Annotated in this window: 22 protein-coding genes and 1 tRNA gene; 15 read left to right on the top strand and 8 right to left on the bottom strand. The window is 56.5% G+C overall.

From position 1 onward, the window contains the following. Positions 1-193: 193 nt before the first annotated feature. A complete protein-coding gene (gene tilS, locus ACUZ9Q_RS05575; RefSeq protein WP_449247470.1) occupies positions 194-1324 on the top strand; it encodes a tRNA lysidine(34) synthetase TilS in 1131 nt (376 codons plus the stop codon). A 354-nt stretch (positions 1325-1678) separates the two neighbouring features. On the opposite strand, the gene ACUZ9Q_RS05570 is transcribed toward tilS, so the two are convergent. Both ACUZ9Q_RS05570 and polA read right to left on the bottom strand, forming a co-directional pair. Then, a complete protein-coding gene (locus tag ACUZ9Q_RS05570) occupies positions 1679-1948 on the bottom strand; it encodes a hypothetical protein (RefSeq protein ID WP_449247469.1) in 270 nt (89 codons plus the stop codon). Between the two features lie 409 nt (positions 1949-2357). Next, positions 2358-5138, bottom strand: a complete 2781-nt coding sequence (polA, locus tag ACUZ9Q_RS05565) for a DNA polymerase I (RefSeq protein ID WP_449247468.1) — start codon at positions 5136-5138, stop codon at positions 2358-2360. 94 nt (positions 5139-5232) lie between these two features. Between polA and ACUZ9Q_RS05560 the strand changes: the two genes are divergently transcribed. The 5 genes from ACUZ9Q_RS05560 to ACUZ9Q_RS05540 are packed head-to-tail and all read left to right on the top strand — an operon-like array spanning position 5233 to position 9937. Beyond that, positions 5233-6360 (top strand): MlaE family ABC transporter permease, encoded by a 1128-nt coding sequence (locus ACUZ9Q_RS05560; protein WP_227117839.1) that lies wholly within the window; start codon positions 5233-5235, stop codon positions 6358-6360. A 1-nt stretch (position 6361) separates the two neighbouring features. After that, positions 6362-7282: an ABC transporter ATP-binding protein gene (locus ACUZ9Q_RS05555; RefSeq protein ID WP_449247467.1), complete on the top strand. Its 921-nt coding sequence runs from the start codon at positions 6362-6364 to the stop codon at positions 7280-7282. Next, the gene (locus ACUZ9Q_RS05550; protein WP_192111481.1) at positions 7279-8247 is read left to right on the top strand and encodes an MlaD family protein; all 969 of its coding nucleotides are present in this window, start codon (positions 7279-7281) and stop codon (positions 8245-8247) included. Before ACUZ9Q_RS05555 ends, ACUZ9Q_RS05550 begins: the two co-directional genes overlap by 4 nt. Continuing rightward, entirely contained in the window at positions 8247-8843 is a 597-nt protein-coding gene (locus tag ACUZ9Q_RS05545) for a PqiC family protein (RefSeq protein ID WP_192111480.1), read from the top strand. The genes ACUZ9Q_RS05550 and ACUZ9Q_RS05545 overlap by 1 nt, the downstream gene beginning before the upstream one ends. Further along, the gene (locus ACUZ9Q_RS05540) at positions 8840-9937 is read left to right on the top strand and encodes an HD domain-containing phosphohydrolase (protein WP_227117563.1); all 1098 of its coding nucleotides are present in this window, start codon (positions 8840-8842) and stop codon (positions 9935-9937) included. Before ACUZ9Q_RS05545 ends, ACUZ9Q_RS05540 begins: the two co-directional genes overlap by 4 nt. 105 nt (positions 9938-10042) lie before the next feature. On the opposite strand, the gene ACUZ9Q_RS05535 is transcribed toward ACUZ9Q_RS05540, so the two are convergent. Then, complete coding sequence (locus ACUZ9Q_RS05535) at positions 10043-10429, bottom strand: carboxymuconolactone decarboxylase family protein (RefSeq protein ID WP_449247466.1); 387 nt, start codon at positions 10427-10429, stop codon at positions 10043-10045. Positions 10430-10534: 105 nt separating this feature from the next. Here ACUZ9Q_RS05535 and ACUZ9Q_RS05530 point away from each other — a divergent pair, with 105 nt between their 5' ends. Beyond that, the gene (locus ACUZ9Q_RS05530) at positions 10535-11515 is read left to right on the top strand and encodes a LysR family transcriptional regulator (protein ID WP_449247465.1); all 981 of its coding nucleotides are present in this window, start codon (positions 10535-10537) and stop codon (positions 11513-11515) included. Between the two features lie 66 nt (positions 11516-11581). On the opposite strand, the gene grpE is transcribed toward ACUZ9Q_RS05530, so the two are convergent. Then, positions 11582-12235: a nucleotide exchange factor GrpE gene (gene grpE, locus ACUZ9Q_RS05525; protein WP_225529781.1), complete on the bottom strand. Its 654-nt coding sequence runs from the start codon at positions 12233-12235 to the stop codon at positions 11582-11584. Between the two features lie 206 nt (positions 12236-12441). Here grpE and hisD point away from each other — a divergent pair, with 206 nt between their 5' ends. The 5 genes from hisD to ACUZ9Q_RS05500 all read left to right on the top strand — a co-directional run bounded on the left by hisD (position 12442) and on the right by ACUZ9Q_RS05500 (position 16267). Further along, positions 12442-13746 carry a histidinol dehydrogenase gene (gene hisD, locus ACUZ9Q_RS05520; protein ID WP_192111477.1) on the top strand — a complete coding sequence of 435 codons (1305 nt, stop codon included), beginning with the start codon at positions 12442-12444 and terminating at the stop codon, positions 13744-13746. Between the two features lie 27 nt (positions 13747-13773). Continuing rightward, a complete protein-coding gene (locus ACUZ9Q_RS05515; RefSeq protein WP_192111476.1) occupies positions 13774-14655 on the top strand; it encodes a phosphoribosylaminoimidazolesuccinocarboxamide synthase in 882 nt (293 codons plus the stop codon). Positions 14656-14872: 217 nt separating this feature from the next. Continuing rightward, a complete protein-coding gene (locus ACUZ9Q_RS05510; RefSeq protein ID WP_192111475.1) occupies positions 14873-15643 on the top strand; it encodes an enoyl-ACP reductase FabI in 771 nt (256 codons plus the stop codon). An 81-nt stretch (positions 15644-15724) separates the two neighbouring features. Then, positions 15725-15865, top strand: a complete 141-nt coding sequence (locus tag ACUZ9Q_RS05505; protein ID WP_022658565.1) for a hypothetical protein — start codon at positions 15725-15727, stop codon at positions 15863-15865. Positions 15866-16175: 310 nt separating this feature from the next. Then, positions 16176-16267: transfer RNA gene (locus tag ACUZ9Q_RS05500), tRNA-Ser, on the top strand. 337 nt (positions 16268-16604) lie between these two features. Here the strand turns inward: ACUZ9Q_RS05500 and ACUZ9Q_RS05495 are convergent. Together ACUZ9Q_RS05495 and ACUZ9Q_RS05490 are read right to left on the bottom strand one after the other, a co-directional pair. Further along, complete coding sequence (locus ACUZ9Q_RS05495) at positions 16605-17285, bottom strand: outer membrane protein (RefSeq protein WP_192111474.1); 681 nt, start codon at positions 17283-17285, stop codon at positions 16605-16607. A 297-nt stretch (positions 17286-17582) separates the two neighbouring features. Beyond that, the gene (locus ACUZ9Q_RS05490; protein WP_192111473.1) at positions 17583-17879 is read right to left on the bottom strand and encodes a hypothetical protein; all 297 of its coding nucleotides are present in this window, start codon (positions 17877-17879) and stop codon (positions 17583-17585) included. A gap of 303 nt (positions 17880-18182) precedes the next feature. Here ACUZ9Q_RS05490 and ACUZ9Q_RS05485 point away from each other — a divergent pair, with 303 nt between their 5' ends. Beyond that, positions 18183-18449, top strand: a complete 267-nt coding sequence (locus ACUZ9Q_RS05485) for an RNA recognition motif domain-containing protein (protein ID WP_022658563.1) — start codon at positions 18183-18185, stop codon at positions 18447-18449. A 350-nt stretch (positions 18450-18799) separates the two neighbouring features. On the opposite strand, the gene ACUZ9Q_RS05480 is transcribed toward ACUZ9Q_RS05485, so the two are convergent. Together ACUZ9Q_RS05480 and ACUZ9Q_RS05475 are read right to left on the bottom strand one after the other, a co-directional pair. Continuing rightward, positions 18800-19012, bottom strand: a complete 213-nt coding sequence (locus ACUZ9Q_RS05480) for a hypothetical protein (RefSeq protein ID WP_192111472.1) — start codon at positions 19010-19012, stop codon at positions 18800-18802. Between the two features lie 163 nt (positions 19013-19175). Beyond that, positions 19176-19463 carry a hypothetical protein gene (locus ACUZ9Q_RS05475; RefSeq protein ID WP_449247464.1) on the bottom strand — a complete coding sequence of 96 codons (288 nt, stop codon included), beginning with the start codon at positions 19461-19463 and terminating at the stop codon, positions 19176-19178. Between the two features lie 1308 nt (positions 19464-20771). Between ACUZ9Q_RS05475 and ACUZ9Q_RS05470 the strand changes: the two genes are divergently transcribed. Both ACUZ9Q_RS05470 and tolR read left to right on the top strand, forming a co-directional pair. Beyond that, complete coding sequence (locus tag ACUZ9Q_RS05470) at positions 20772-21461, top strand: MotA/TolQ/ExbB proton channel family protein (protein ID WP_215647694.1); 690 nt, start codon at positions 20772-20774, stop codon at positions 21459-21461. A gap of 2 nt (positions 21462-21463) precedes the next feature. Next, the gene (gene tolR / locus ACUZ9Q_RS05465) at positions 21464-21895 is read left to right on the top strand and encodes a protein TolR (protein WP_449247463.1); all 432 of its coding nucleotides are present in this window, start codon (positions 21464-21466) and stop codon (positions 21893-21895) included. Positions 21896-21937 lie beyond the last annotated feature (42 nt).

Here is a 21937-nt window from a genome sequence, read left to right as displayed (position 1 = left end):
AAAAGCCTTTTTCCTTGCCCTTGGCGCAAAATCATTGAGTTAGAGACAGCCCCCCAGGCACGGCTTTTTGATACGGCTTTGGGGCGGCACATGCTGCTCCCCAAAGCCCTCCCGCACTAGGCATTCCCAGCCTCGCGGACTCAAATCTCTCAGGGCCGACATTTTGCCCATACATCCTTGCCGCAGGCATGCCATGATCAAATCCGCGCCTACGCTGCAAAACATCCCGCCCACTGCGGCCCGTCTTTGCCTTGAGGTGGAGCGCTTCTGCCTGACGCGGCTTGGGCTTGCAAAAGGTTCGCGGCTGCTGCTGGCTCTTTCCGGCGGGGCCGATTCCACAGCGCTCGCCGTTGTGCTGCACCTGCTGGCCCCACGGCTCAGGCTGAGCCTCCACGCCCTGAGCGTTGACCACGGCTTGCGGGACGAATCTGCGCAAGACGCTGTATTTACACTCCAGGTATGCAATATCCTGAACATCCCCTGTACCGTGCGGCAAGCCGATGTGCGCAAGCTGGCCGAAAACAGCGGTACTGGCATTGAAGATGCCGCACGCCGATTGCGCTATGCCCTGCTTGAGCAGGAGCGCGTTGCCGTGGGGGCCGACTTTATCGCCCTTGGGCATCACGCTGGCGATATGAGCGAAGACGTATTGCTGCGCCTCACGCGGGGCACAGGATGGCCCGCCCTTGGAGGCATGGCCGCTCGCGATGACGAGCGCCATCTGCTGCGCCCGCTGCTGGCAACGGACGCGCAAGCGCTGAGAACATTGTTGGTCGAATGCGGCATTGACTGGCGCGAGGATGCCAGCAACCAGAGCCGCCAATACAAGCGCAACAGGCTGCGGCTGGATGTGCTGCCCCTGCTGCGCGAAGAAAATCCCTCCCTTGACCGCACCCTGCATGATCTGTGGCAAATGGCGCGGCTGGATGAGGATTACTGGAATACGGCGCTCGATGCGGCCCTGGCTGAACATCCGTGGATTGTGGGGAAGGGTGACGCGGAGCTGCGGAAGAATGAAAACGGCGCCGAAGGCCCCAGCCTGATCTTGCCCGCGAAGTTGCTGGCGGGGCTGCACCCTGCTGCCCGATTACGCTTGTATGTAAGGGCTGTGCGGTTTTTGTGCCGCCCTGCGGCGGGGAATGCTGACAAAGATTCTGACAGTTCGGGGCAGATTCACGGTCAGGCTCGCGCCCGAACTTTGCTGGCTCTGGATGATGCTCTTGCCAAGGGGCGGGGGAATACGAGGTTTCAGTTGCCCGGTGGGTTGGAAGCGTATCTTAAGGGTGGAAGTATTGTTTTTCGCCACAAGGGCTTAAACTCTTAGAGCTTTCTCGATTTTTTGTCCCTCGAGCACATCAATTTTCGCCTGACAGGCGATTGGGACGCCTGCGCGGCGCGCGGCAAGGCGGGGCCGGTTATGGGGCTACGCCCCCTTCATCCTGATGCCAAATCCCGTTTTACGTGCTTTGGGCCGCCATCGGCGTCTACGCCGCCGGGCGGTAAGGCACGAAAATCTGTCGCTTACGGCGCGGCAAAGCCGCGACCTACTCCTGATTTCCGGTCGTGTTGACGTTGCCAACACTCCGTCGGGGCTGCGCCCCTTTTGCCCCCTTGCATCCCCCCGGAACACCCCCTAAGAAGCGTTTTCAATTCCCATCAGGCAACGAGGGCAACGCGGCTATCGCTGCGGGAGCTTCCTTCCCTCGCTACGCTCACGCAGGCGATCTCCCTCCGCGCCGCGTAAATGCCAGAGTACGCTTTCGCTTTGGATGGTTTCCGTTTCAGCCAAATACCACTGTTTTTTATGCCTTGAATAAATGCTTTGCCCCTTGCGCATGCCCTTGGCTTTCCAAGTCGATAAAAATAATAACCATTGCAGATAGATAAAAATTTTGTTCAAAAAAACAGCCCATTGCAAACAACACCTACCCCGATCAACCGTGATCAAGCGAATGTCCTACAAGTCAGAAAAATATCGTCCTTCATAAGAAGCTGGTCGTGGAGTTGCCTTCCTTATACTCGCCGGAGCGAAAGCGGAGGCGATGGCTGGTGTTGGGCTAATTTGCAAAATACGCGTTTTGCGGACTGAAAAGAAAGCGCCGGGATTTTGAGCGCAGCGTACTCAAGTACGTGAGCATCAAAATCCCGGCGCTGACGCATTCAGGCCACAAAAGTCGGGTTTGCGTAAATCAGCCTGACAGGCTCACCCCAAACCGCAAGGCAACCATTTGCATGGTGGGGATTTTTGCTTTCTGGCAAGGAAAAACGTTTTTTTATGCAGGGAGTGTACTCTCACGGTACTCGACCGAAATAAAAAACCGTTTTGACGCAGCCAGAGACAAAAAGCCCCCCATGCTCTAGTGGGCGGAGCCCCAATCCCTGCCCTGCCCCCAGTCAACGACCAACGGCACAGACAAAGCCACGCCGCCCGGCATAACCCCGCCCATAAGCGCCGCCACCCGTTCACCCGCAGCAGCCGCAGCCTCCGTGGGCACTTCCAGCAAAAGTTCGTCATGCACCTGCAAAAGCAACCGGGCATCCAGCCGCTTCAACTCCGCATCATGGGCCACAGCCAGCATAGCAAGCTTGATGATATCCGCCGCTGACCCTTGAATCACGGTATTGATAGCCTGCCGCCGCGCCAGCGCGTAGTTCTGCCCGTTGGCGGAATGGATATCGGGCAACAAGCGCCGCCGCCCACCAAGGGTGGTCACATAGCCCTGCCGCTTGGCAACAGCCTCCACCTCTTCATAAAACTGCTTCAGGCCTGTAAGCCGCTCAAAATAGCGCGCAATGAATTCCTTGGCCTCGTTGGTGGTGATTTTCAGCTCCTGAGCCAGTTTTTGCGCGCCCATGCCGTAGATAAGACCAAAGTTGATGGTCTTGGCATTGCGCCGCTGGTCGGGGCTGACCTCGCCGGACGGCAGATCGTACACCAGCGCCGCCGTGCGGGCGTGGATGTCCTCGCCGTTGCGGAAGGCTTCAAGCAGGGCCGTATCCTGCGACATGTGCGCCAGCACGCGCAGTTCTACCTGTGAATAGTCGGCAGAAACAAGGGCGTGATCCGGCCCGGCGATAAAGCACGAGCGCATGCGCTTGCCCAGCGGGCCGCGCACGGGGATGTTCTGAAGATTGGGATTGCTGGACGAAAGTCGTCCCGTGGCCGTAGCCTTCTGGTTAAAGGTCGTGTGGATGCGCCCGCGTGGGTCCACAAGGCGCGGCAGGGGATCCAGATAGGTGGAGCGCATTTTTTCCAGTTTACGAAACTGGAGAATGCTCTCCACCACGGGGTGTTGCCCGGCCAGTTTTTCCAGTGTTTCCTGATTGGTGGAGGCCTGACCGCCACGGGTTTTACGCGGCGAGGGCAGCTTGAGCGTGTTGAACAGCACCTCGCCAAGCTGCTGGGCCGAGCGGATGTTGAACGTGGTTCCCGCTGCGGCAAAAACTTCCTGCGTGAGCCTGTCGATCTCGCCCTGCACGTCTGAAAGAAAAGACTGAAAGGCCGCTGCGTCAATGGCGACGCCGCGCGCCTCCATCTGGGCCAGCACGGGCGTGAGCGGCAGTTCAAGCGTGCGGTACAGGTCGAGCAGACCGTCAGCCTCCAGCCGCTGTTCCATGGCGGCGGCCATGCGCAGGGCCATGCTGGCGGGGCCGTTGCCGCCCTGCCCTTCGCGCAGGGGGATGCCCCAGCGCACAGCCAGACGGGGCCAGCCGTAATCGCTTTCCTCAGGGTTAATGAGGTAGGCGGCAAGGCCAAGATCAAAAAAGAACGGCGGATTGGCCTCGGACGGCAGCTTGCGCCAGCAGGCGGCGGCTATCAGCTGGGCCTTGAGGTCAGCCGTCACCAGCCTTTGCGCCCCGGCAAGCCATGTGCAAAGGTCTTCCACATTACCGCCCCAGCGAAAATCATCGCCGCCAGCCACGGCCACGTGGGGCGGTTTGCCCGGCCCGCCGGGCCAGATTATTGCGGCCTCGAGCCCTGCGCAGGGGGGCAACTGCCCTGCTTCGCTCAGGAGCGGAGCTTCGGGTTCGTCGGCCACATCCAGCAAGCTCATCTGCGGGCCTGCCCCGGCTGCGGGGCGAGGTTTTGAAGGGGATTTTTCGGCGGGAGCCATCAGCGAACCCTGGGCAGCGAGGCGGGGCGCGGCGGCATCGGCACCAGTATTTGAGCCAGCATTCGATACAGACCCGCCAGTTGCAGAGTCAGACTCGGCCGGAGCCGCTGCCGAACCTGCTGGGGCGCTGCGCTGCAAACGGGCCAGCGTTGCCATATCGCGACGCAGGGCGTGCAGTTCAAATTCCTCCGCCATGCTGGCGCACTGGGCTTCATCCAGAGGATTGACGGTCATGTCGTCAAGGGTCAGCTCCGTGCACACATCCAGTGAAAGGGAGGTGAGCTGCCGCCACAAAAACATGTTTTCAAGGTGGTCGCGCAGCTTGTCCTGAATCTTGGGGCCAAGCAGGGCAAAATGGTCGCGGATGTCTTCAAGCGTTGGGCATATTTCAAAAATTTTCTGCGCCGTCTTGGGGCCGATGCCCGGCACGCCGGGGATATTATCGCTCGTGTCGCCCACAAGGGCCTGCACATCGGCCCACTGGTCGGGCCTGAGGCCGCTTTCCGCCGTAAATTCTGCGGCAGAGAGCAGTTTTTCTTCCTTGGATGCAGGGTCCCACATGTACACGTTGGGGCCGAGGCACTGCTTGAGGTCTTTATCTCCGCTTACGATAACCACGGGCCGCTGGGCGGAAAAACGCGCCGCCAGCGAGGCTATGCAATCGTCAGCCTCGCAGCCGTCAGAAATCTCAACAGGAATGCCAAGAGCCTTGACCATGCGTACAATGGGGTCCATCTGCCGCACCAGATCTTCTGGCGTGGCGTCACGGTTGGCCTTGTACAGTGGGTAGAGGTCGTGACGGAAGTTCTTGCCCTTGCCGTCCTTTACGAAGAGAAAATGGGCGGGCCGTTCATCGCGCAGAATGCGCAGCAGCACGCGCGTTACCACCACCAGCGCGTTGGTGGGAAAGCCGTCGGAGCGCTGCATGTTCTTGTTGGCAAAAAAACCGCGATATATAAAGGCAGAGCCGTCCATAAGAAAGACAGGTTCGGCAGAAAGATTGAGGCGTTGTTTCAGCGACATGACAGCCCGGTGGTTTGGGGTTTCAAAAAGGTTTCAAAACGGTTCGCAGGCCAGGACGCTTGCGAAGATGTTATGCTACGCGTATAGTATAGTGATGGAAACAAGTCCGCAAGTGACCGTATCTGTTCAAGGGCCGCTGCTGCGCGTAAGCGTTGGCGGGCGCTGGAATCTGGACGAACCCTGGCCGCTGGAGGCCATGGCCGCCCTGAGCCAGGTAGCCGACCAGCGCATCCGCGAAGTACGCCTTGAAAGCGCCGACCTAGGCCAGTGGGACAGCACCCTGCTGGTTTTTCTGGTGCAAATGGTCAAGGCGGCACGCGCCCGTGAGCTGCCGGTGCATACAGAACTGCCCGAAGGCCTCGAGCGCCTCATCAAACTGGCCTTTGCGGTTCCTGCCAAGGCAGGTTCCGAACGCAGCAAAACCGATGCGGGCTTTGTGACCCGCGTGGGCGAAAGCGTGCTGGCTCTTCCGCCCAAGATCGCGGACTTTCTGAATTTTCTTGGCGAGATTGTGCTTTCCATCTGGCGGCTGTTTCTTGGCAGGGCCAAGATGCGCCCCATGGATCTGTTTGCCGCCATGCACGAATGCGGCGTGGCCGCCCTGCCCATCATTTCGCTCACCAGCCTGCTGTTTGGCCTGATTCTGGCCTTTGTGGGCGCGGTGCAGCTCACCCAGTTTGGCGCGCAGATTTACGTTGCGGGCCTTGTGGGCATTGGCATGTTGCGGGTCATGGGGGCCATTATGGTGGGCGTGGTCATGGCGGGCCGGGTGGGCGCCGCCTACGCCGCCCTTATCGGCACCATGCAGGTCAACGAAGAGGTGGACGCCCTCTCAACCCTCGGTATTTCTCCCCACGATTTTCTTGTGCTGCCGCGTGTACTGGCCCTCATGGCCATGATCCCCCTGCTGACCCTGTATGCCGACCTCATGGGCATTATCGGCGGTTTTCTGGTGGGTACCACCATGCTGCGGCTGAACCCCATGGAATACATCAACGCCACCATCCAAATGGTGCCCTTCAAGCATCTGATTATAGGCCTTGTGTACGGCACGGTTTTTGGGGCCATTGTGGCTGTGGCCGGGTGCTATCAGGGCATACGCTGCGGGCGTAGCGCCCAGGCTGTGGGCCAGGCCACCACTACAGCGGTGGTGCAGGCCATTGTGGGCATTATTGTGGCGACCGCCATTATCACTGTTATCTGCAACGTGCTGGATGTGTAGCATGCCTGACGCCGCCCAGCCCTCCATCATCCTGCCAAACACGGACGCGACCAGCGCTGCTCCGTCCAGCCTGGCCCCTGCCGTGCCGGACGAAGACGTGCGCATCAGGGTGCGCGACCTTACAGTGGCCTTCGGCTCCTTTGTGCTCATGCGCAACGTGTCGTTTGACGTGCGCGTGGGCGATATTTTCATGGTCATGGGCGGCTCCGGCTGCGGTAAAAGCACCCTGCTGCGCGTGCTCATGGGCCTTAAGGAGCCGCAGCAAGGGCAGATTTGCTATAATGGCGAAAATTTCTGGGCGGGCACGGAAGAAAGCCGCAGCCGCATCATGCGCAATACGGGCGTGCTCTTTCAGGGGGGCGCGCTGTGGAGTTCCATGACGCTTGCGGAAAATGTGGGGCTGCCCCTGCAGCAGTACACAGACCTCACCGATGATGAAATCAGGGAGCAGGCCTCGCTCAAACTGGCCCTTGCGGGTCTGGCCGGATTTGAGGATTATTACCCCTCGGAGATCAGCGGCGGCATGCGCAAACGCGCGGGGCTTGCGCGAGCGCTGGCGCTTGATCCGCAGATTCTCTTTCTGGACGAGCCTTCCGCAGGGCTTGACCCTGTCAGCTCCCGGCTGCTGGACGACCTGATACTGGAGCTGCGCGACAGTCTTGGTACCACGTTTGTTATTGTTTCTCACGAGTTGCCGAGTATTTTCACCATAGCCAGAAACAGCATCTTTCTGGATGCGCAAAGCAGAACGGTCACTGCCAGCGGCAATCCCAGCGAGTTGGTGAAAGACCCCAATACAGACCAAAGCGCAAAGCTCTTTCTGACCAGAGGCGGCATGCGCGACCGGAATGAAGACGCAGGCGAAAGCGCTACGGCGGCAACTTCGCACGCTGCAACTTCGCACAAGGAACAATCCCGATGAACTCGCAGTCATACAAAACAACTGTCGGCGCTTTTGTGCTGGGGGGCCTGGCCCTGCTGGTGCTGGGCATCATGCTGCTCGGCGGTGGCCGCCTTTTCAGCAATGATCTTGAATATGTGATGTACTTTGATGGTTCGGTCAGCGGGCTTTCCACGGGCGCGCCGGTCGTGTTCAGGGGCGTGCCCATGGGCAGCGTCACGCGCATCAACCTGGTTGCCAACGCGCGTGATTCCAACGTGACCATCCCCGTCTATATCCGCATTGATGAACGCAGCTTCGTGCGCGCCAGCGGCGCCGCCGCGCCCTCCGAGTCATTCCAGCAGGAAATCATACGCCGCATGGTGCAGCGCGGCCTGCGAGGACGGCTGCAACTGCAAAGCCTCATCACCGGGCAATACCGCGTGGAGCTTGATTTTTATCCTTCCACGGCGGCCAACTTCCGCTCCGCTACGCCGGATATGGAAATCCCCACCATTCCCTCGCCCATTGATACGCTGCAAAGCACACTCTCGCAGATGCCGCTGGAGCAGATGGTAAATTCCTTCAGCGCCGTGCTGCAAAACCTTGCCCTCGGCCTCAGCGACGACAAGCTGGGCAAGGCGCTTACGGCGTTCACCAACACCTTTCAGGAAGCCCACGGCATTCTGCACGAGGGTGCCATACGCACCAATACGGAACAGGTTCTCAAAAGCCTGAGCACGGCCAGCGTCTCTGTTGAAAAAGAACTGCCAGCCACGCTGGTTTCCTTCCGCGAAGCCATGCAGAGCATGGCTGTTGCGGCAGATCAATTACGTGTGGTCACAGCTTCGGCTCAGGGTATTCTGGGGCGCGATTCGCCCACCATGAACGACCTGCGCCGCCTTCTCAAAGAGAGCACAGATACCATGCGCTCCATGCGCGCCCTGGCCGAGATGCTTGAACGTAATCCCGAAGCTCTGCTGCGGGGCAAGCAAGGAACACGCTGATGCAACGCAAAATCCTTTTTCTTTCACTGGTGCTGCTCACACTTTTGAGCGGCTGCGCGCGCAGCACCCCCACGCGCTATTATCTGCTTGAAAGCGCCCTTGAGCCGGTCAAGGCCGACACGCTGCCCAGCAAAAACCTGCGCGTGGCGCAGGTCACCGTGCCGGATTACCTTGACCGCAACAGCATTGTCAGCCGTGTGAACGGCGAAACAGAGCTTGTGGTTTCGCAATTCCACGCCTGGGCGGAGCCCGTGGGGCATGGCGTGCGCCGCGTTGTGCAGGAAGTGCTGACCCCGCCCTTGCTGGCTGTGGGGCTGAACGTGCTTGCGCCGGGCGACGACACCCGCGCCGACTATGTGCTGCTTGTGGATTTGCAGAGGCTGGACGGCAATTTCGACTCCAAGGCCGTGCTTGAAGCGCGCTGGACACTCAAAAACCGCCACGACGACGTAATCGCCCGAGGCATTTATGCCGATGCTGAACCGGTGGCGGGCAAAACCTATGATGTGCTCACAGCGGCAGAAAGCCGCATGGTGCGCCGCATGGGCGAACATCTAGCCGCCCGCCTGCCCGTACTCACACGGGGCAAGTCATGAGCTGGGCAGAAGAATCCGCCGATCCATCCCAGGTAGACAGGCGCAACATCATCCTGCTTGTGGATGACGCGCCTGAAAATCTGCGCATTCTCAGTGAATGCCTGCGCGACAAATACACAATCATGTTTGCCAAAAACGGCACGGACGCCCTGCGTCTGGCCCTGCGGCAACCCCCGCCAGACCTGATCCTGCTTGACGTCATCATGCCCGGCATGGACGGTTACGAAGTCTGCAAACGTCTGCGTAGCGATGCGCAGACCCGCGACATCCCGGTTATGTTCATTACGGCGCAGAATGAAGAAACTGACGAGGCCAAGGGCCTTTCGCTGGGCGCGCAGGATTACATAACCAAGCCTTTCCGCTCCTCGCTGGTGCGCAACCGCGTAGCCAACCAGCTCAAATACAAACTCTACCGCGACCACCTGAATGATCTGGTGCTCGCCCGCACACGCCAGCTTGCCCTTACGCAGGAAGCCACAATTCACGCCATGGCAAGCCTTGCGGAATGGCGCGATACGGAAACCGGCGCGCACATCAAACGCACGCAGAACTACGTGAAGGCGCTGGCCGTCTATATTTCGCAACTGCCCGAGTACAGGGACGAACTGGACGCCGATGCCATTTCGTGGCTCTACCTTTCTGCGCCGCTGCATGATGTGGGCAAGGTCGCCATTGCAGATACCGTGCTGCACAAGCCCGGCCCCCTTACCGATGAGGAATACGAAGCCATGAAGGAACACACCACGCTGGGGCGTGCTGTGCTGGCCTCGGCTGACAAGTTTCTGGGGGAAAATTCCTTTCTGCGCATCGCCAGCGACATTGCCTACTGCCACCACGAGCGTTGGGACGGCAAGGGCTACCCACGCGGCATTGCTGGCAAGGACATTCCGCTCTCCGCCCGCCTTATGAGCGTGGCCGACGTGTATGACGCCCTGCGCAGCAAGCGCGTCTACAAACCCGCCATGCCGCACGAAACAGCCATGCGCATTATTGTGGAAGGACGCGGAACCCAGTTTGACCCAGAAGTGGTGGACGCCTTTTTGGCCATGCAGGAGCAATTCCGCAGCATCGCCGCAAAATATTCAGACATGTAGCTGCTCCTGAACTTTGCCGCGTCATGGCGGGCTTCTGCTTCTGCCCGGCATTTCCCCATTTTCTGACGCAGCGGCTGCCAACAGCAACCGCCACGCCTGTCTGCCCTACACTTTCTGCCCATCCTGCCCGTCAAAAACATCCCTGGCGGCAAACAGGCCGTTCAACGCGGCGGGAAAACCCGCGTACACGGCCATCTGCATAATGACCTCCAGTATTTCCTTGCGGGTGCAGCCCACATGCAGGGCAGCCGCAATATGCACGCGCAGTTGCGGGGCCGCGTTGCCCATTGCTGTCAGGGCCGCCACAACGGCGATCTCCCGCTTTTTCAAATCCAGACCTGGCCTTGAATAGATATCCCCGAACGGAAATTCCACAAGGTATTGCGCAAAATCTGGGCAAATGGCCCGCACCCTTTCCAGCACTTCTTCCCCGCCGCGTCCGTCAACCTGTTCCAGCATGGCAAGCCCTGCGGCATAACGATCAGTCTGCATGACATTCTCCGGTGTAATGGCCTGGCTCAATGCCGTGACCCTGATCAGACTTTTATGCCCATGCCCGCGCTTTGCCTCTTGCCTTTTTGGTGATACCTTTAAAGCATGGCTAACGATCTTTTTGACATCCCCGACTGGCGGCTGCTGCGCTATTTTTCTGTAGTTGCAGAAGAAGGCAGCCTGCGACGCGCCGCTGACAGGCTGTATATGACCCAGCCGCCCCTGAGCCGCCATATGCGGCATCTGGAAGAAATGCTGGGCCTCACGCTGTTTGAGCGCCACAGCCGAGGGCTCACACTCACGGAGGCAGGGCTGGAAGTGCTACGCATTGCCCGCCCGGTACTGGAAGCACAGGACGCCGCAGGACTGCGCTTGCAGAGGCTCGGACATGGCAGGAATGGATCGGAAGCGCCCTTGTCCATTGGCCTGACAACAGCCTTTGAACAGGGCATTTTTGCGGGCTTTATAAAAAGACTTGATACTCTCAACGGCAGCCCGGTGCGGTATGTGCGCCAGTCATCCCCCCAACTTGCGCGGGGAGTTCGCCGGGGCAGGCTGAACGCGGCGCTGGTGGCTCTGCCGCTTGATGCTGCGGGCGTGCATGTTAGCCCGCTGCCGTATGCAGAACCGCTGCTGGCAGCTTTGCCCGCGGCATGGGTTGCAAGCCTGCCCCATGCAGGCAACGGCGCAGTAAAACTGCAAGACCTGAACGGCAGACCTCTTTTCTGGTTTCGGCGCGAGAACAATCCCGCGTACTTTGACCACATGCGCGGCATTTTCACCCATGTGGGCTTTGCACCAGTTTATCTGGAAGAACCGGAAGAGCACGATGTGCTGCTGGCCCGCATTGCCCAAGGGGATGGCATGGGGATGCTGCCTCGTTCATTTTCCGCCATTGGGCGGAGAGATGTTGTCTTTTGCCCGCTGGCGGAGGGGGAACTGCTGGAACTACGCCTGGGCCTGGCGCTGCAAGTGGGTGGCGATTACGGCACGAACGGCAGTGCTCATGAGGGGGACGAACCGGAAACGACATCACAATTGCGGCAGATCATTGCCGAAGCCGCCCATTTTCTGGGCACGGCATAACCAGCGCAAAAAACAGAAAAGCCCGGCAGCCGAAGCCGCCGGGCCGAAAAGCCGCGCACAAAAAATTTACTGTTTTACCATCACCTTGGCGGGGCGGAGCAAACGGTCGCCCAGCTTGAAACCCCGTTGCAGCACACGCGCTACAGAGTTGGGGGCAAAATCGGGGCGGTCTTCAAAACCCACGGCTTCATGCACGTTGGGATCAAATTCCTCGCCTTCCTCGCCGAGGGGCTTGAGGCCATGCTTTTCCACCGCATCAAGCAGGAGCTTGTGGGTCATGGCCACGCCCTGCAACATGTCTTTGCAGGCTTCGCTCTTGCTGCCGTAACGCAGGGCCAGATCAAGGTTGTCGAGCGTGGGCAGCAGGTCGCCCAAGACCTTTTCAGCCGCGTAGCGCATCTGCTCTTCATGTTCGCGCGTGAGGCGCTTCTTGAAGTTGTCCATTTCTGCGGCATTGCGCAGGCGCATTTCTGTCAGCTCCGCCTTGCAACGTTCTTCAAGGCTTTCGCCTGAGGCCGCCTTGTCTGCCGGGGCAGTATCAGACTCCTGCACGGAATCGGCAGCGGGGTTTTTGCCCGCATTTTGACCGAACAGAATACCGTCTTCTTCAAGAAAACCATCTTCCGGTCTTTCGGGCTGGCATTCTGCCCGGTTATCCGCCTGGCCGCCCTGCTGACTGCCCTGCTGTCCGAATGAGTGGTTCATTTTATGACGCTGCATGCTTCCTCCTGAATCGACCCCGGCGGGGTCACGATGCTTTCCGTTAAGTAAGTATGCTTGTCCACCCTGTCAAGGCGCTGCCGTAACTGCAAAAAGTTTTGTTCCGGCTCCACAGCGCCAGCACTTGCGCCAGTTGCCAGACATCTGCGCCTCGACATTCTGCGGCGGCTTCTGTATATTGCCCGAACCAGAAGAGGAACAGCACTATGACATGCCGAATTTTGACGCTGCAACATGAACAGGAATGGCCCGCGCTGGCCCAGTGGCTGCAAGGGCGGCACAATCCCGGCAACGGGGTGGAAAGCGCCGTAACCGACATTATCAACGCTGTGCGGCAAAAGGGCGACGATGCCCTTGTGGAGTACACGCGCAATTTTGACTGCCCTGATTTTGCCCCGCCCCTGCGCGTCAGCGAGCAGGAAATCGCCAAGGCGGCAGCCTCAGTCACCATTGAAAGCCGCGAAATCATCGGCGAGGCTGCGGCCAACATACGCTCTTTCCATGAAGCTCAGGTTGAGAAATCGTGGTTTCTCACCCGCCAGGACGGCAGCATTCTCGGCCAGCAGGTTACATCTGTTGACGCGGGCGGCCTGTATGTTCCCGGCGGTCAGGGTGGCAATACGCCCCTTGTTTCCAGCCTGCTCATGAGCGCCATACCCGCCCAGGTGGCCGGCGTGCCGCGCCTGGCGGTATTTACGCCGCCCCGCAAGGACGGCACGGTTAATCCGCATATTCTTGCCGCAGCGCATCTTCTTGATATTGATGAAGTTTACCGCGTTGGCGGGGCATGGTCCATTGCGGCCATGGCCTACGGCACGCAAACCATTCAGCCTGTGGATGTTATTGCCGGGCCGGGCAATATTTTTGTCACCACTGCCAAGCGCATGGTGCAGGGCATTGTGGGCATTGATATGATCGCCGGGCCGAGCGAAGTGCTCGTGCTGGCCGATTCTTCCGCCAACCCCGCATGGCTCGCTGCGGATATGCTTTCGCAGGCGGAACACGATGCTCTGGCCTCGGCTATCTGCATCACTGACGATGCCCGTCTGGCCGATACCCTCCAGCAGGAGCTGAAAAAGCAGTGCGCCGCCCTGCCCAGAGCCACCACCGCCGCCCGCGCGCTGGAAGACTGGAGCGCCATTGTGGTTACGCCCAATCTTTCCGTAGCTGTGGCGGTTGCCAACATGGTGGCCCCGGAGCACCTTGAACTGTGCACCCGCGACCCCTGGGCCGTATTGCCCTTTATCCGCCATGCCGGGGCCGTATTCATGGGCCAGCACAGCCCCGAACCCGTGGGCGACTATTTTGCCGGGCCCAACCATGTGCTGCCTACACTGGGAACGGCGCGTTTTTCATCGGCTCTTTCGGTGCAGACCTTCTGCAAAAAGACCAGCATCGTAGCCGCTTCTTCAACCTTTTTACAGCAGAACATGCAGTCCATAGCCGCCCTTGCCCGGCTGGAAGGCCTGGAAGCCCACGCCCGCTCAGTTGAAGCGCGCGGGAAGAAATAGCAAGAGCCAGAGGAATCAGGAGCCATCATGAAAGTCGTGGTAAAAACCGAGATCAGCGCCTATCCCCTTCTTTCTCGCGGGAAAGTGCGCGACATCTATGATGTGGACGAAAAAACACTGCTCATTGTCACCACTGACCGCATGTCGGCCTTTGACGTGATCATGAACGAACCCATCCCCTACAAGGGCGTGATTCTTAACCAGATCACCCTGTTCTGGATGGAAAAGTTCAAGGATATCATTCCCAATCACTTGATTGAAAGCGATGTGAACCGCTTCCCCGCCGCTCTGGCCCCCTGGAAGGACGAGCTTGAAGGCCGCGCCGTCATCGTGCGCAAGGCCAAGCCCCTGCCTGTGGAATGCATTGTGCGCGGCTACATCACCGGCTCCGGCTGGAAGGATTACAAGGCCACCGGCACCCTGTGCGGCTACAAGCTGCCCGCCAACCTGCGCGAATCCGACAAGCTGGAGCCTGCGCTGTTTACGCCCTCCACCAAGGCCGAACTCGGCCAGCACGATGAAAACATCAGCGTGGCCCAGGCTGCGGAACTGCTTGGCGCGGAAACCGCCGCCCAGGTTGAGCGCACCACGCTTGCCATTTACGAGGCCGGGCGCACCTATGCCGCCGGGCGCGGCATTATCGTGGCCGACACCAAGTTTGAATTCGGCTTTATTGACGGCAAGCTGCACCTCATTGATGAAGTGCTCACGCCCGATTCTTCCCGCTTCTGGCCCGCTGACCAGTATCAGCCCGGTCAGGGCCAGCCGAGCTTCGACAAGCAGTACCTGCGCGACTGGCTGGAAAAGCAGCCCTGGAACAAGCAGCCCCCGCCGCCCGCCTTGCCGGAAGAAATCATCAAGGCCACGGCGAATCGCTACCAGGAAGCTTACGACATCCTTACAAAGTAACAAATTGAGCGCGTCCGGTACAACAGTGCCGGGCGCGCCTTTGGCGTGGCAGCCTAGGCACTTTTTTCACAAAAGCGCCGGGCTGTACCATCGACCTGCCGTCCACTGTCCGACAGCGCCGTATATTGTGCGGCTTTTTCGCCCAGGCGCGCTGCCGCTGTTCTGATACACTTTAGTGCCGACTCGTTCGGCTCGCATTGTTTTTTCAGGAGGATCCATGCTGCTGCAAGGAAAGAAAGCTCTTATACTGGGTTTGGCCAATAATAGAAGTATCGCTTACGGCATTGCCAATGCCCTTAAGGAACAGGGTGCCCGCCTGGCGTTCAACTATGTAGGCGATGCCATCAAAAAACGCGTTGACCCCCTGAGCGAAGAGCTTGGCGGTGAATTCACCTTCCAGTGCGATGTGTGCGATGACGCGCAGATTCAGGCCGCCGCCGACCTCGTCAAAGAAAAATGGGGCGACCTGGACATCCTCGTGCACTCCGTGGCCTTTGCCAACCGCGAAGACCTGGGTGGCCGCTTTGTGGACACCTCCCGCGAGGGCTTCCGCCTTGCCATGGACGTTTCCGCCTACTCGCTTACTGGCGTCTGTCGCGCTTTTGAACCCCTGCTGCACGAGGGTTCTTCCATCATTACCATGACATATCACGGTTCCACCAAGGTCATTCCCGGCTACAATGTCATGGGCGTTGCCAAGGCCGCTCTTGAAGCCTCCGTGCGCTACCTTGCCTGCGACTTTGGCACCAAGGGCATCCGCATCAACGCCATCAGCGCCGGCCCCATCAAGACCCTTGCCGCTTCTGCTGTTTCCAGCATGAAGGATCTGTGCAGCATTGTTGACCGCAACGCCCCGCTGCACCGCAACGTCACCACTGGCGACGTGGGCGGCACGGCCCTGTACCTCGCCTCTGACCTTGCCCACGCTGTGACGGGCCAGGTCATCTATGTGGACAGCGGCTTCAGCACCATAGGCGTGATGGGTTAACCCCCTGCTGACAAGAACAAGAACGCGCGCTTGCGCAATGGCGCGGCCTCAGCAGCCTGATGCCGGCAGAAGGATCAGATCATGGACGTCCTGACACTCAACGCTGTGGGCATTACCGTTATGGCGGTCTTTGGGCTGTGGGCTTTTTACCGCGCCGCGCAGATCACCAAGAAAAAGCGCAAAGATGACGAGACCAAAAACAAGGACCGCAAAGACGATTAGCCAAGGCCGATCGCGTGCAGCCCTGTTGATATATTATGCAAGGCCCGCCCGGAATTCCGGGTGGGCCTTTGCTCTGGGTGCTGTGGGACTTTGCGCTGAGGCCAGTGCTCTGGGCGCGTTGCTGTGCTGCGGAGCTTCGCCAGGCTCGATGCTCTGTGCGCGAACAGGAATGGCTGCGCTGCATTGGGGCTGGTTGTTGCCCTTATGACAACTTTTTTGCAACAAACTGCCCTGATTCAATTTTTTCTCTTGCAATTCCTGAATGCCTGCTATATAGGTATTCGGCTTTGAGCGGTGAACATCACCGAATGGAGAGGTGTCCGAGCTGGTCTAAGGAGCACGATTGGAAATCGTGTGTACGTTAACAGCGTACCGGGAGTTCGAATCTCCCCCTCTCCGCCAGATTTCAAGGAGTTACTGGAAACAGTAACTCCTTTTTCTTTTGTTGAACCATCACTATCCGTGATACTTTTCGTGACAGCTTCAAAAATTGCTATCCCCCCTGCCCCAAAAGCTCTCTGCACCTGCTCTTTTTAGCAACCAGCCAGACAGCCCCATACTCTGTGCAAGCAACTCTATCCCAAACAAACCCAGCTCTAAAGACGGATGCCAGCCATTCAACGAGCAGCCAGCGACAGGCGCCCTCGCATCCGGATTGCCACCGTGAGTCTCTCCCCCACAAAAAAGGCCGCCCAAGCAGGACGGCCACAGGAAGGGAGGTGGTCATGAAACAATGTGCTTAAAACGTATACCGCAGGCCAAGGCTGAATTCATTGGCATAGGGGGCCATGCCAAGCTTCTGCTTTTCGCCCAGGATGGTCTTTTCGGTTTCCGAGTATCCCAGACCCACAAACCGGTAGGCAAGATCAGCGGAGATGTTGTCGGTAAAGGCATAGGAAACGCCAGCGCCTGCATTCCAGGCAAATACCGTGTTCAGATTCGTAGTGCTTTCGCTTCCCACGCCGGGGATTTCAATCTCGTACTTGCTCTTGAGAAAGCCCATGCCAAGGCCCGCGCCAATGTAGGGCGTGAAGGCCGTATCGTTGTGGAAATCCCAGTATGCATTGAGGAACAGGGTCTGGAGGCCCCAGGTGCCCTTGAGGTCAGCGGCGTTGCCGCCGTTTTTGAGATCCCAGCTGGTGGTGGAGTTGGTGCGGATGTCGTATTCAATTTCCGCGCGCAAGGGGACCTGGTTCAGGGAATAAAAGTCATAGCCAGCGTAAATGCCGCCTCCCACCGTGTTCTGCGAATAATTCTTAACGTCAAAGGCGTTAACAACCGCACCGCTTCTGGACATGGAACCAGTGCTCTGAATGGAGTCAAGGAACTTCAGGCCCACATAAAATCCGGAATTTTCCGCCATGGCGGGTGCTGAAAGCGCCAGAGTCAGAGCAATGGCAAGAGCAATCCTCTTAAACATATTTCCTCCAAAAATTTATTTTCCATAACCTTCCTTGGCTTATAATGTTAAGCTATATTTGTTATTATATCAATTAGTCTTTAGCCTATATTATTTTGAAAATTCCCAAAGGCTCTCCCCCAAGGCAACCATGTGTGGCATCCCCCGTGACAAGCCTTGCCTGGGCATAATTCCACCCCATAGACGCAAAAACTGACTTTGCCTTAACGCGCAAAGCCAGTTTAAGCACACACAGCAGCCACAAAATAAAAAAAATCAAACCCTTATAATCTGAACCGCGCCATTTTCAGTCGCATATCACCTACGGCGCTGGCCGCATCCCTCGTACATGGAAAGAATCTTGAATATATCGTCATGATTCTGTGAGGATTCGTCAGATTCACCTTGTGCCCGCTGCTTGAGTATTTTTTCCGCCCTTTTCAAAAAGGCGTCGGCACCTTTAGTCTTGTACGTCTCATCTTCCCCAAGCGAGATATTAACTGTTTTGCCATCGCCCACGGGTTCAATCGACATTGTCTGCCCATCATGAAAGGTAAAAACTTTTTCTTCCTTGCTTGTGAGAATATTTGCGACAAGCCGTAATTTATAATTCATACATACTCCAATTTTTTCTATTTCAATCAACTATCATACCAACATAAAATTACAGTGTCTAAATAATAATAAAAAATAATTTTTTAGATGCTATCTCTCTGACCAGACTGATAATAATTTTATAAAAGCTGCAAGTTCAAGCTGTAATATCTCTTCCCCACCAATTACATTCATTGACATTTTCCAAGCCTCGCCCTATATTTCCACATCATTGATTGGGTATAGTAAATTTTTCGCCAGAGACTTTACATGGGTAAGGCTTCAAGCAGAAAGTCTACCTCCCTTAACCCCTTGGAGTCTCACATGGCTACTTCTATTTATGTCGGTAATTTGTCCTGGTCTGCCACTCAGGACGGCGTTGAAGCTCTCTTCAAGCCCTACGGCGATGTTCTTTCCGTGAACCTGATTTCTGATCGCGAAACCGGCCGCGCCCGTGGCTTCGGTTTTGTTGAAATGGACGAAAGCAGCGCCATCAACGCCATCTCTGCCCTTGACGGCAAAGAAGTTGACGGCCGCGCCCTGCGCGTGAACAAGGCTGAGCCCAAAAAGCCCGCCGCCCGTCGCTGGTAAGTCCAGTACGCATTTAAAATGCAGGAAGGCCGTGATTTTCACGGCCTTCTTTTTTATCTGAACTAGCCCCTAAAACGCCTGCGTGCAGAGCACTTCAAAAAAGCCCGCATGGTATCAGCCAATTTGTACCAACAATTCGGCCTGAACGGACACAGCAGCTTACCCCGAAAGCAACCGGCTTATCCGACCAGCTACAACGCACGGGGGATTCTCCCCCGCAACCATCATCAACCCAAAAGGGTGTGAAGGATTTACCCCCGACAAAGCACAACAACGCTCAGCCCGTGGACTTTTTAGCGTTGCCTCCTATGGGGACAGCCCATCACACCCTTTTTATCTATTACCCAGCTTTATAATGACGTTGCGTCAAGACGTGTTCTCAGTTCATTTGCTACAAACCGCAATTTATTACTAAAATTATCTTTTTTCACCAACGATGTATTCATACCGAGCCATTTATGTAATTTCAAATCATCTGATGCTGGCGGAAGACTTTCTAGATATCTTTTCCAATTAGATAAAATTCGTTCTATTTCAGCACGTTGTTTTGAGTTAATTTGCATAATTCATTCTCCTGTTCATGTTCAAAAAAATTGTACCTCCTCACACAGACAAATAATCGTTGTCCGTTGTAAAATAAAAGCCAGTGCGGATTGTTTGTAGAATAAGTCATCCCTGTGCAATGCTCGCAGCATCATACACCACCACAAAACTGTTCAGGAAGCGTCATTCAAGATTATTTTTGTACATGGAAAGCACCTGATCAATACTGTCTTGCCCTTCCCGGGTTTCATCCCATCCGGCAATGCCTCTACCTTCTAATATCTGCTCAACTTTTTTTACAAAATCGTTTGCTCCTTTTGTCTTATATGAAGCACCATCATCAATGATGATGTCCATTGTCTTACCATCGCCCACTGGCAAGATTTTCATTTCGTGACCATCTGCAAGGGTGAATATTTTTTCACCCCTGCTTTTGAGAGCCACAGAAACAAGATCAAGCTGATATTCCATAGCTACTCCCATCAATCAATACCTGCTGGCAGTGTACCACAACAAATTAACAGTGTCTCTAAAATTACTATAATTAAAAAAACCAACAAAAACATACACCAACAACAAGACTACACCAGTTACATATACAATTGACCTTATTGTCACATAACTGTACGCATTGGCAAACGCGGAAACCACCCTTCATAAATCTGCAGGCAAATCCCGTTTAACCATTTTTAATAATTGCATATTATCATTTTCATTATTCCTTTCAGCCTGTTTGCAAACAGGGGATCGCAAATACCTGTCTAGCAAGCCAATGAGGTAACAGAGAAACAAACAGATACTGTGAGCTGTCCACTTTCAAGCCGTCCAGTCTGTGCCCCCACTCAAGCACCTGGCAGGCTTTCGTGGTTAATCCCTTTTGACTACTGGCAACAAGAAGATTATGTTGCCCGCATGAACAAAGAAAATCTCCCTGTCATTCATCCCTGTATCAAATGTGGAAAGGCCCCCAAGGTCGAAGTATCCAGACCTGAAGGCAGAGTTAACGACATATATCGGCTTGTCTGCGAATGCGGAAACTGCCCTTTGCAGTGGTCTGTCAGCGAATCGGCTGCCATCAGGCTATGGAATTCATACGTTGCATCCTGATAATCAGTAGTGCTGCAATTTTTTGGGAGTCTGCAAAAAGCATAACAATGAACTGAAGTACGCATGACGCTCTGAGTGCCTTGGATTATCACACCCTTGCCTCATTAATGCAGATTTATTAGCTAGTTGCGGCTGAGTTCAGCGTATTCTGACAGATCAGATACATTTTCAGCGAGTCTCAGCAGGATTGCGCCGCCCGCAGCTTCAGGATTGATGCCGGGAAAACGCTCTACAGCCAGTCAGCCACCACAGGCAAGGAGGAGGAACACAACTCCTCCTTCTTTTTTACGCACCTGCAACTAATTGCTGTCACTGAAAATCCGCCACACCCAGCACCATAACATGCGAATATGAAGGCTGCCCCATTCTGGAGGCGCAGGCCTTGGCGTGGATTTTTGCCGTCCGAAAACGGATTTTCCTGCTGGCGCAGCCCGTTACAGCGTTGGACTACGTGAACTTTCCCTGCATCACGACGATTCCTGAACATTGCAGGCGGTTGCCTGTGATGTGCGTAGTGGAATTCTCTTTCGATCTCATCAGCAACAGGTAACATACTCAACATTATACTGTTTTGCTTGAATTTATCGCTGTCAGGTTGACAAAGCTTGCGGAGCGTACTACCACACAATAGCTTTGAATTTCAATTTCATATTCTTTTTTTGGGGGGATATAATGGATTCCATGATCCAGGCGGTGTTGCAGGCAACATTTGTTTCCAAGTGCGTGCTGGCGCTGCTCTTGTGCATGTCTGTGGCAAGCTGGGCCTATATGTGCAGCAAATGGCTGTTGCTGCGCACTGCCCAGCAGCGGACGCAGGCGGGGCTGGCGGCGTTTGACGAGGCCGGGGAGCTGAGCCGGGCACTACCAGTGCTGGCAAATGACAAGCACTCTCCCCTTTTTGGCATTGCGCGCCGCGCCATCCGTGAATTCAACCGTATTTCCCGCACTGGCGACGTTGACCGCCTTTTGAACGACAATGTGCGCAGGGCCCTGCACTTTGCCGTGGCGGAAGAAATGGCCGTTCTCAAATCATCCCTGGCCCTGCTTGCCACCGCCGCCAACACTGCCCCCTTTATCGGCCTGTTCGGCACGGTGTGGGGCATCATGCATTCCTTCACCGCCATTGCCCAAATGAAGAGCGTTTCGCTGGCAACTGTCGCGCCCGGCATTGCCGAGGCGCTCATCGCCACCGCTGTAGGCCTGTTTGTGGCCATACCCGCAGTGTGCGGCTACAACGTGTTCCGCGCCAAACTGGCCCATATCGAGGGCGTATGCATCAACTTTGCAGGCCAGATGCTCAACCGCCTGCAACACGAAGCGCCACAACACGCTGGCGGCATAGCATTTTCAGAGGAGCGCTAGTCATGGCCGCATCTTCCGCCGACGACGATTTTGTTGCCGATATCAACGTCACGCCCTTTGTGGACGTGATGCTGGTCTTGCTGATCATCTTTATGGTCACAGCCCCCATGATGACCGAAGGGCTTGATGTGGCCCTGCCCAAGGTGGAGACCTCCGAAGTGCTGCCCACGGATGACGACCACGTTATCCTGACAGTCAAAACAGGCGGCGCACTGTTTCTCAACGAGCAGGAAACAGACATGGACAGTCTGCCGGATGCCCTGAACGCGCAGGTAAAGGACAGCGGGCGGCAGCTCTTTGTTCGGGCCGACAAGGATGTTTCCTATGGCATGGTTATGAGCGTGATGGACAGGGTGCGCAGCGCAGGCATCAAGGACGTGGGCCTTGTGACCACCTCCGTGCCGGATGATGGAGCTGAAGAAAAAGGCAAATGATCAGCGGCCAGACCAATTGCTGATTGCAGACCGGATACCCGC

Source organism: Desulfovibrio desulfopostgatei, from assembly GCF_053570645.1.
This window is presented reverse-complemented; position numbering and strand designations above follow the sequence as displayed.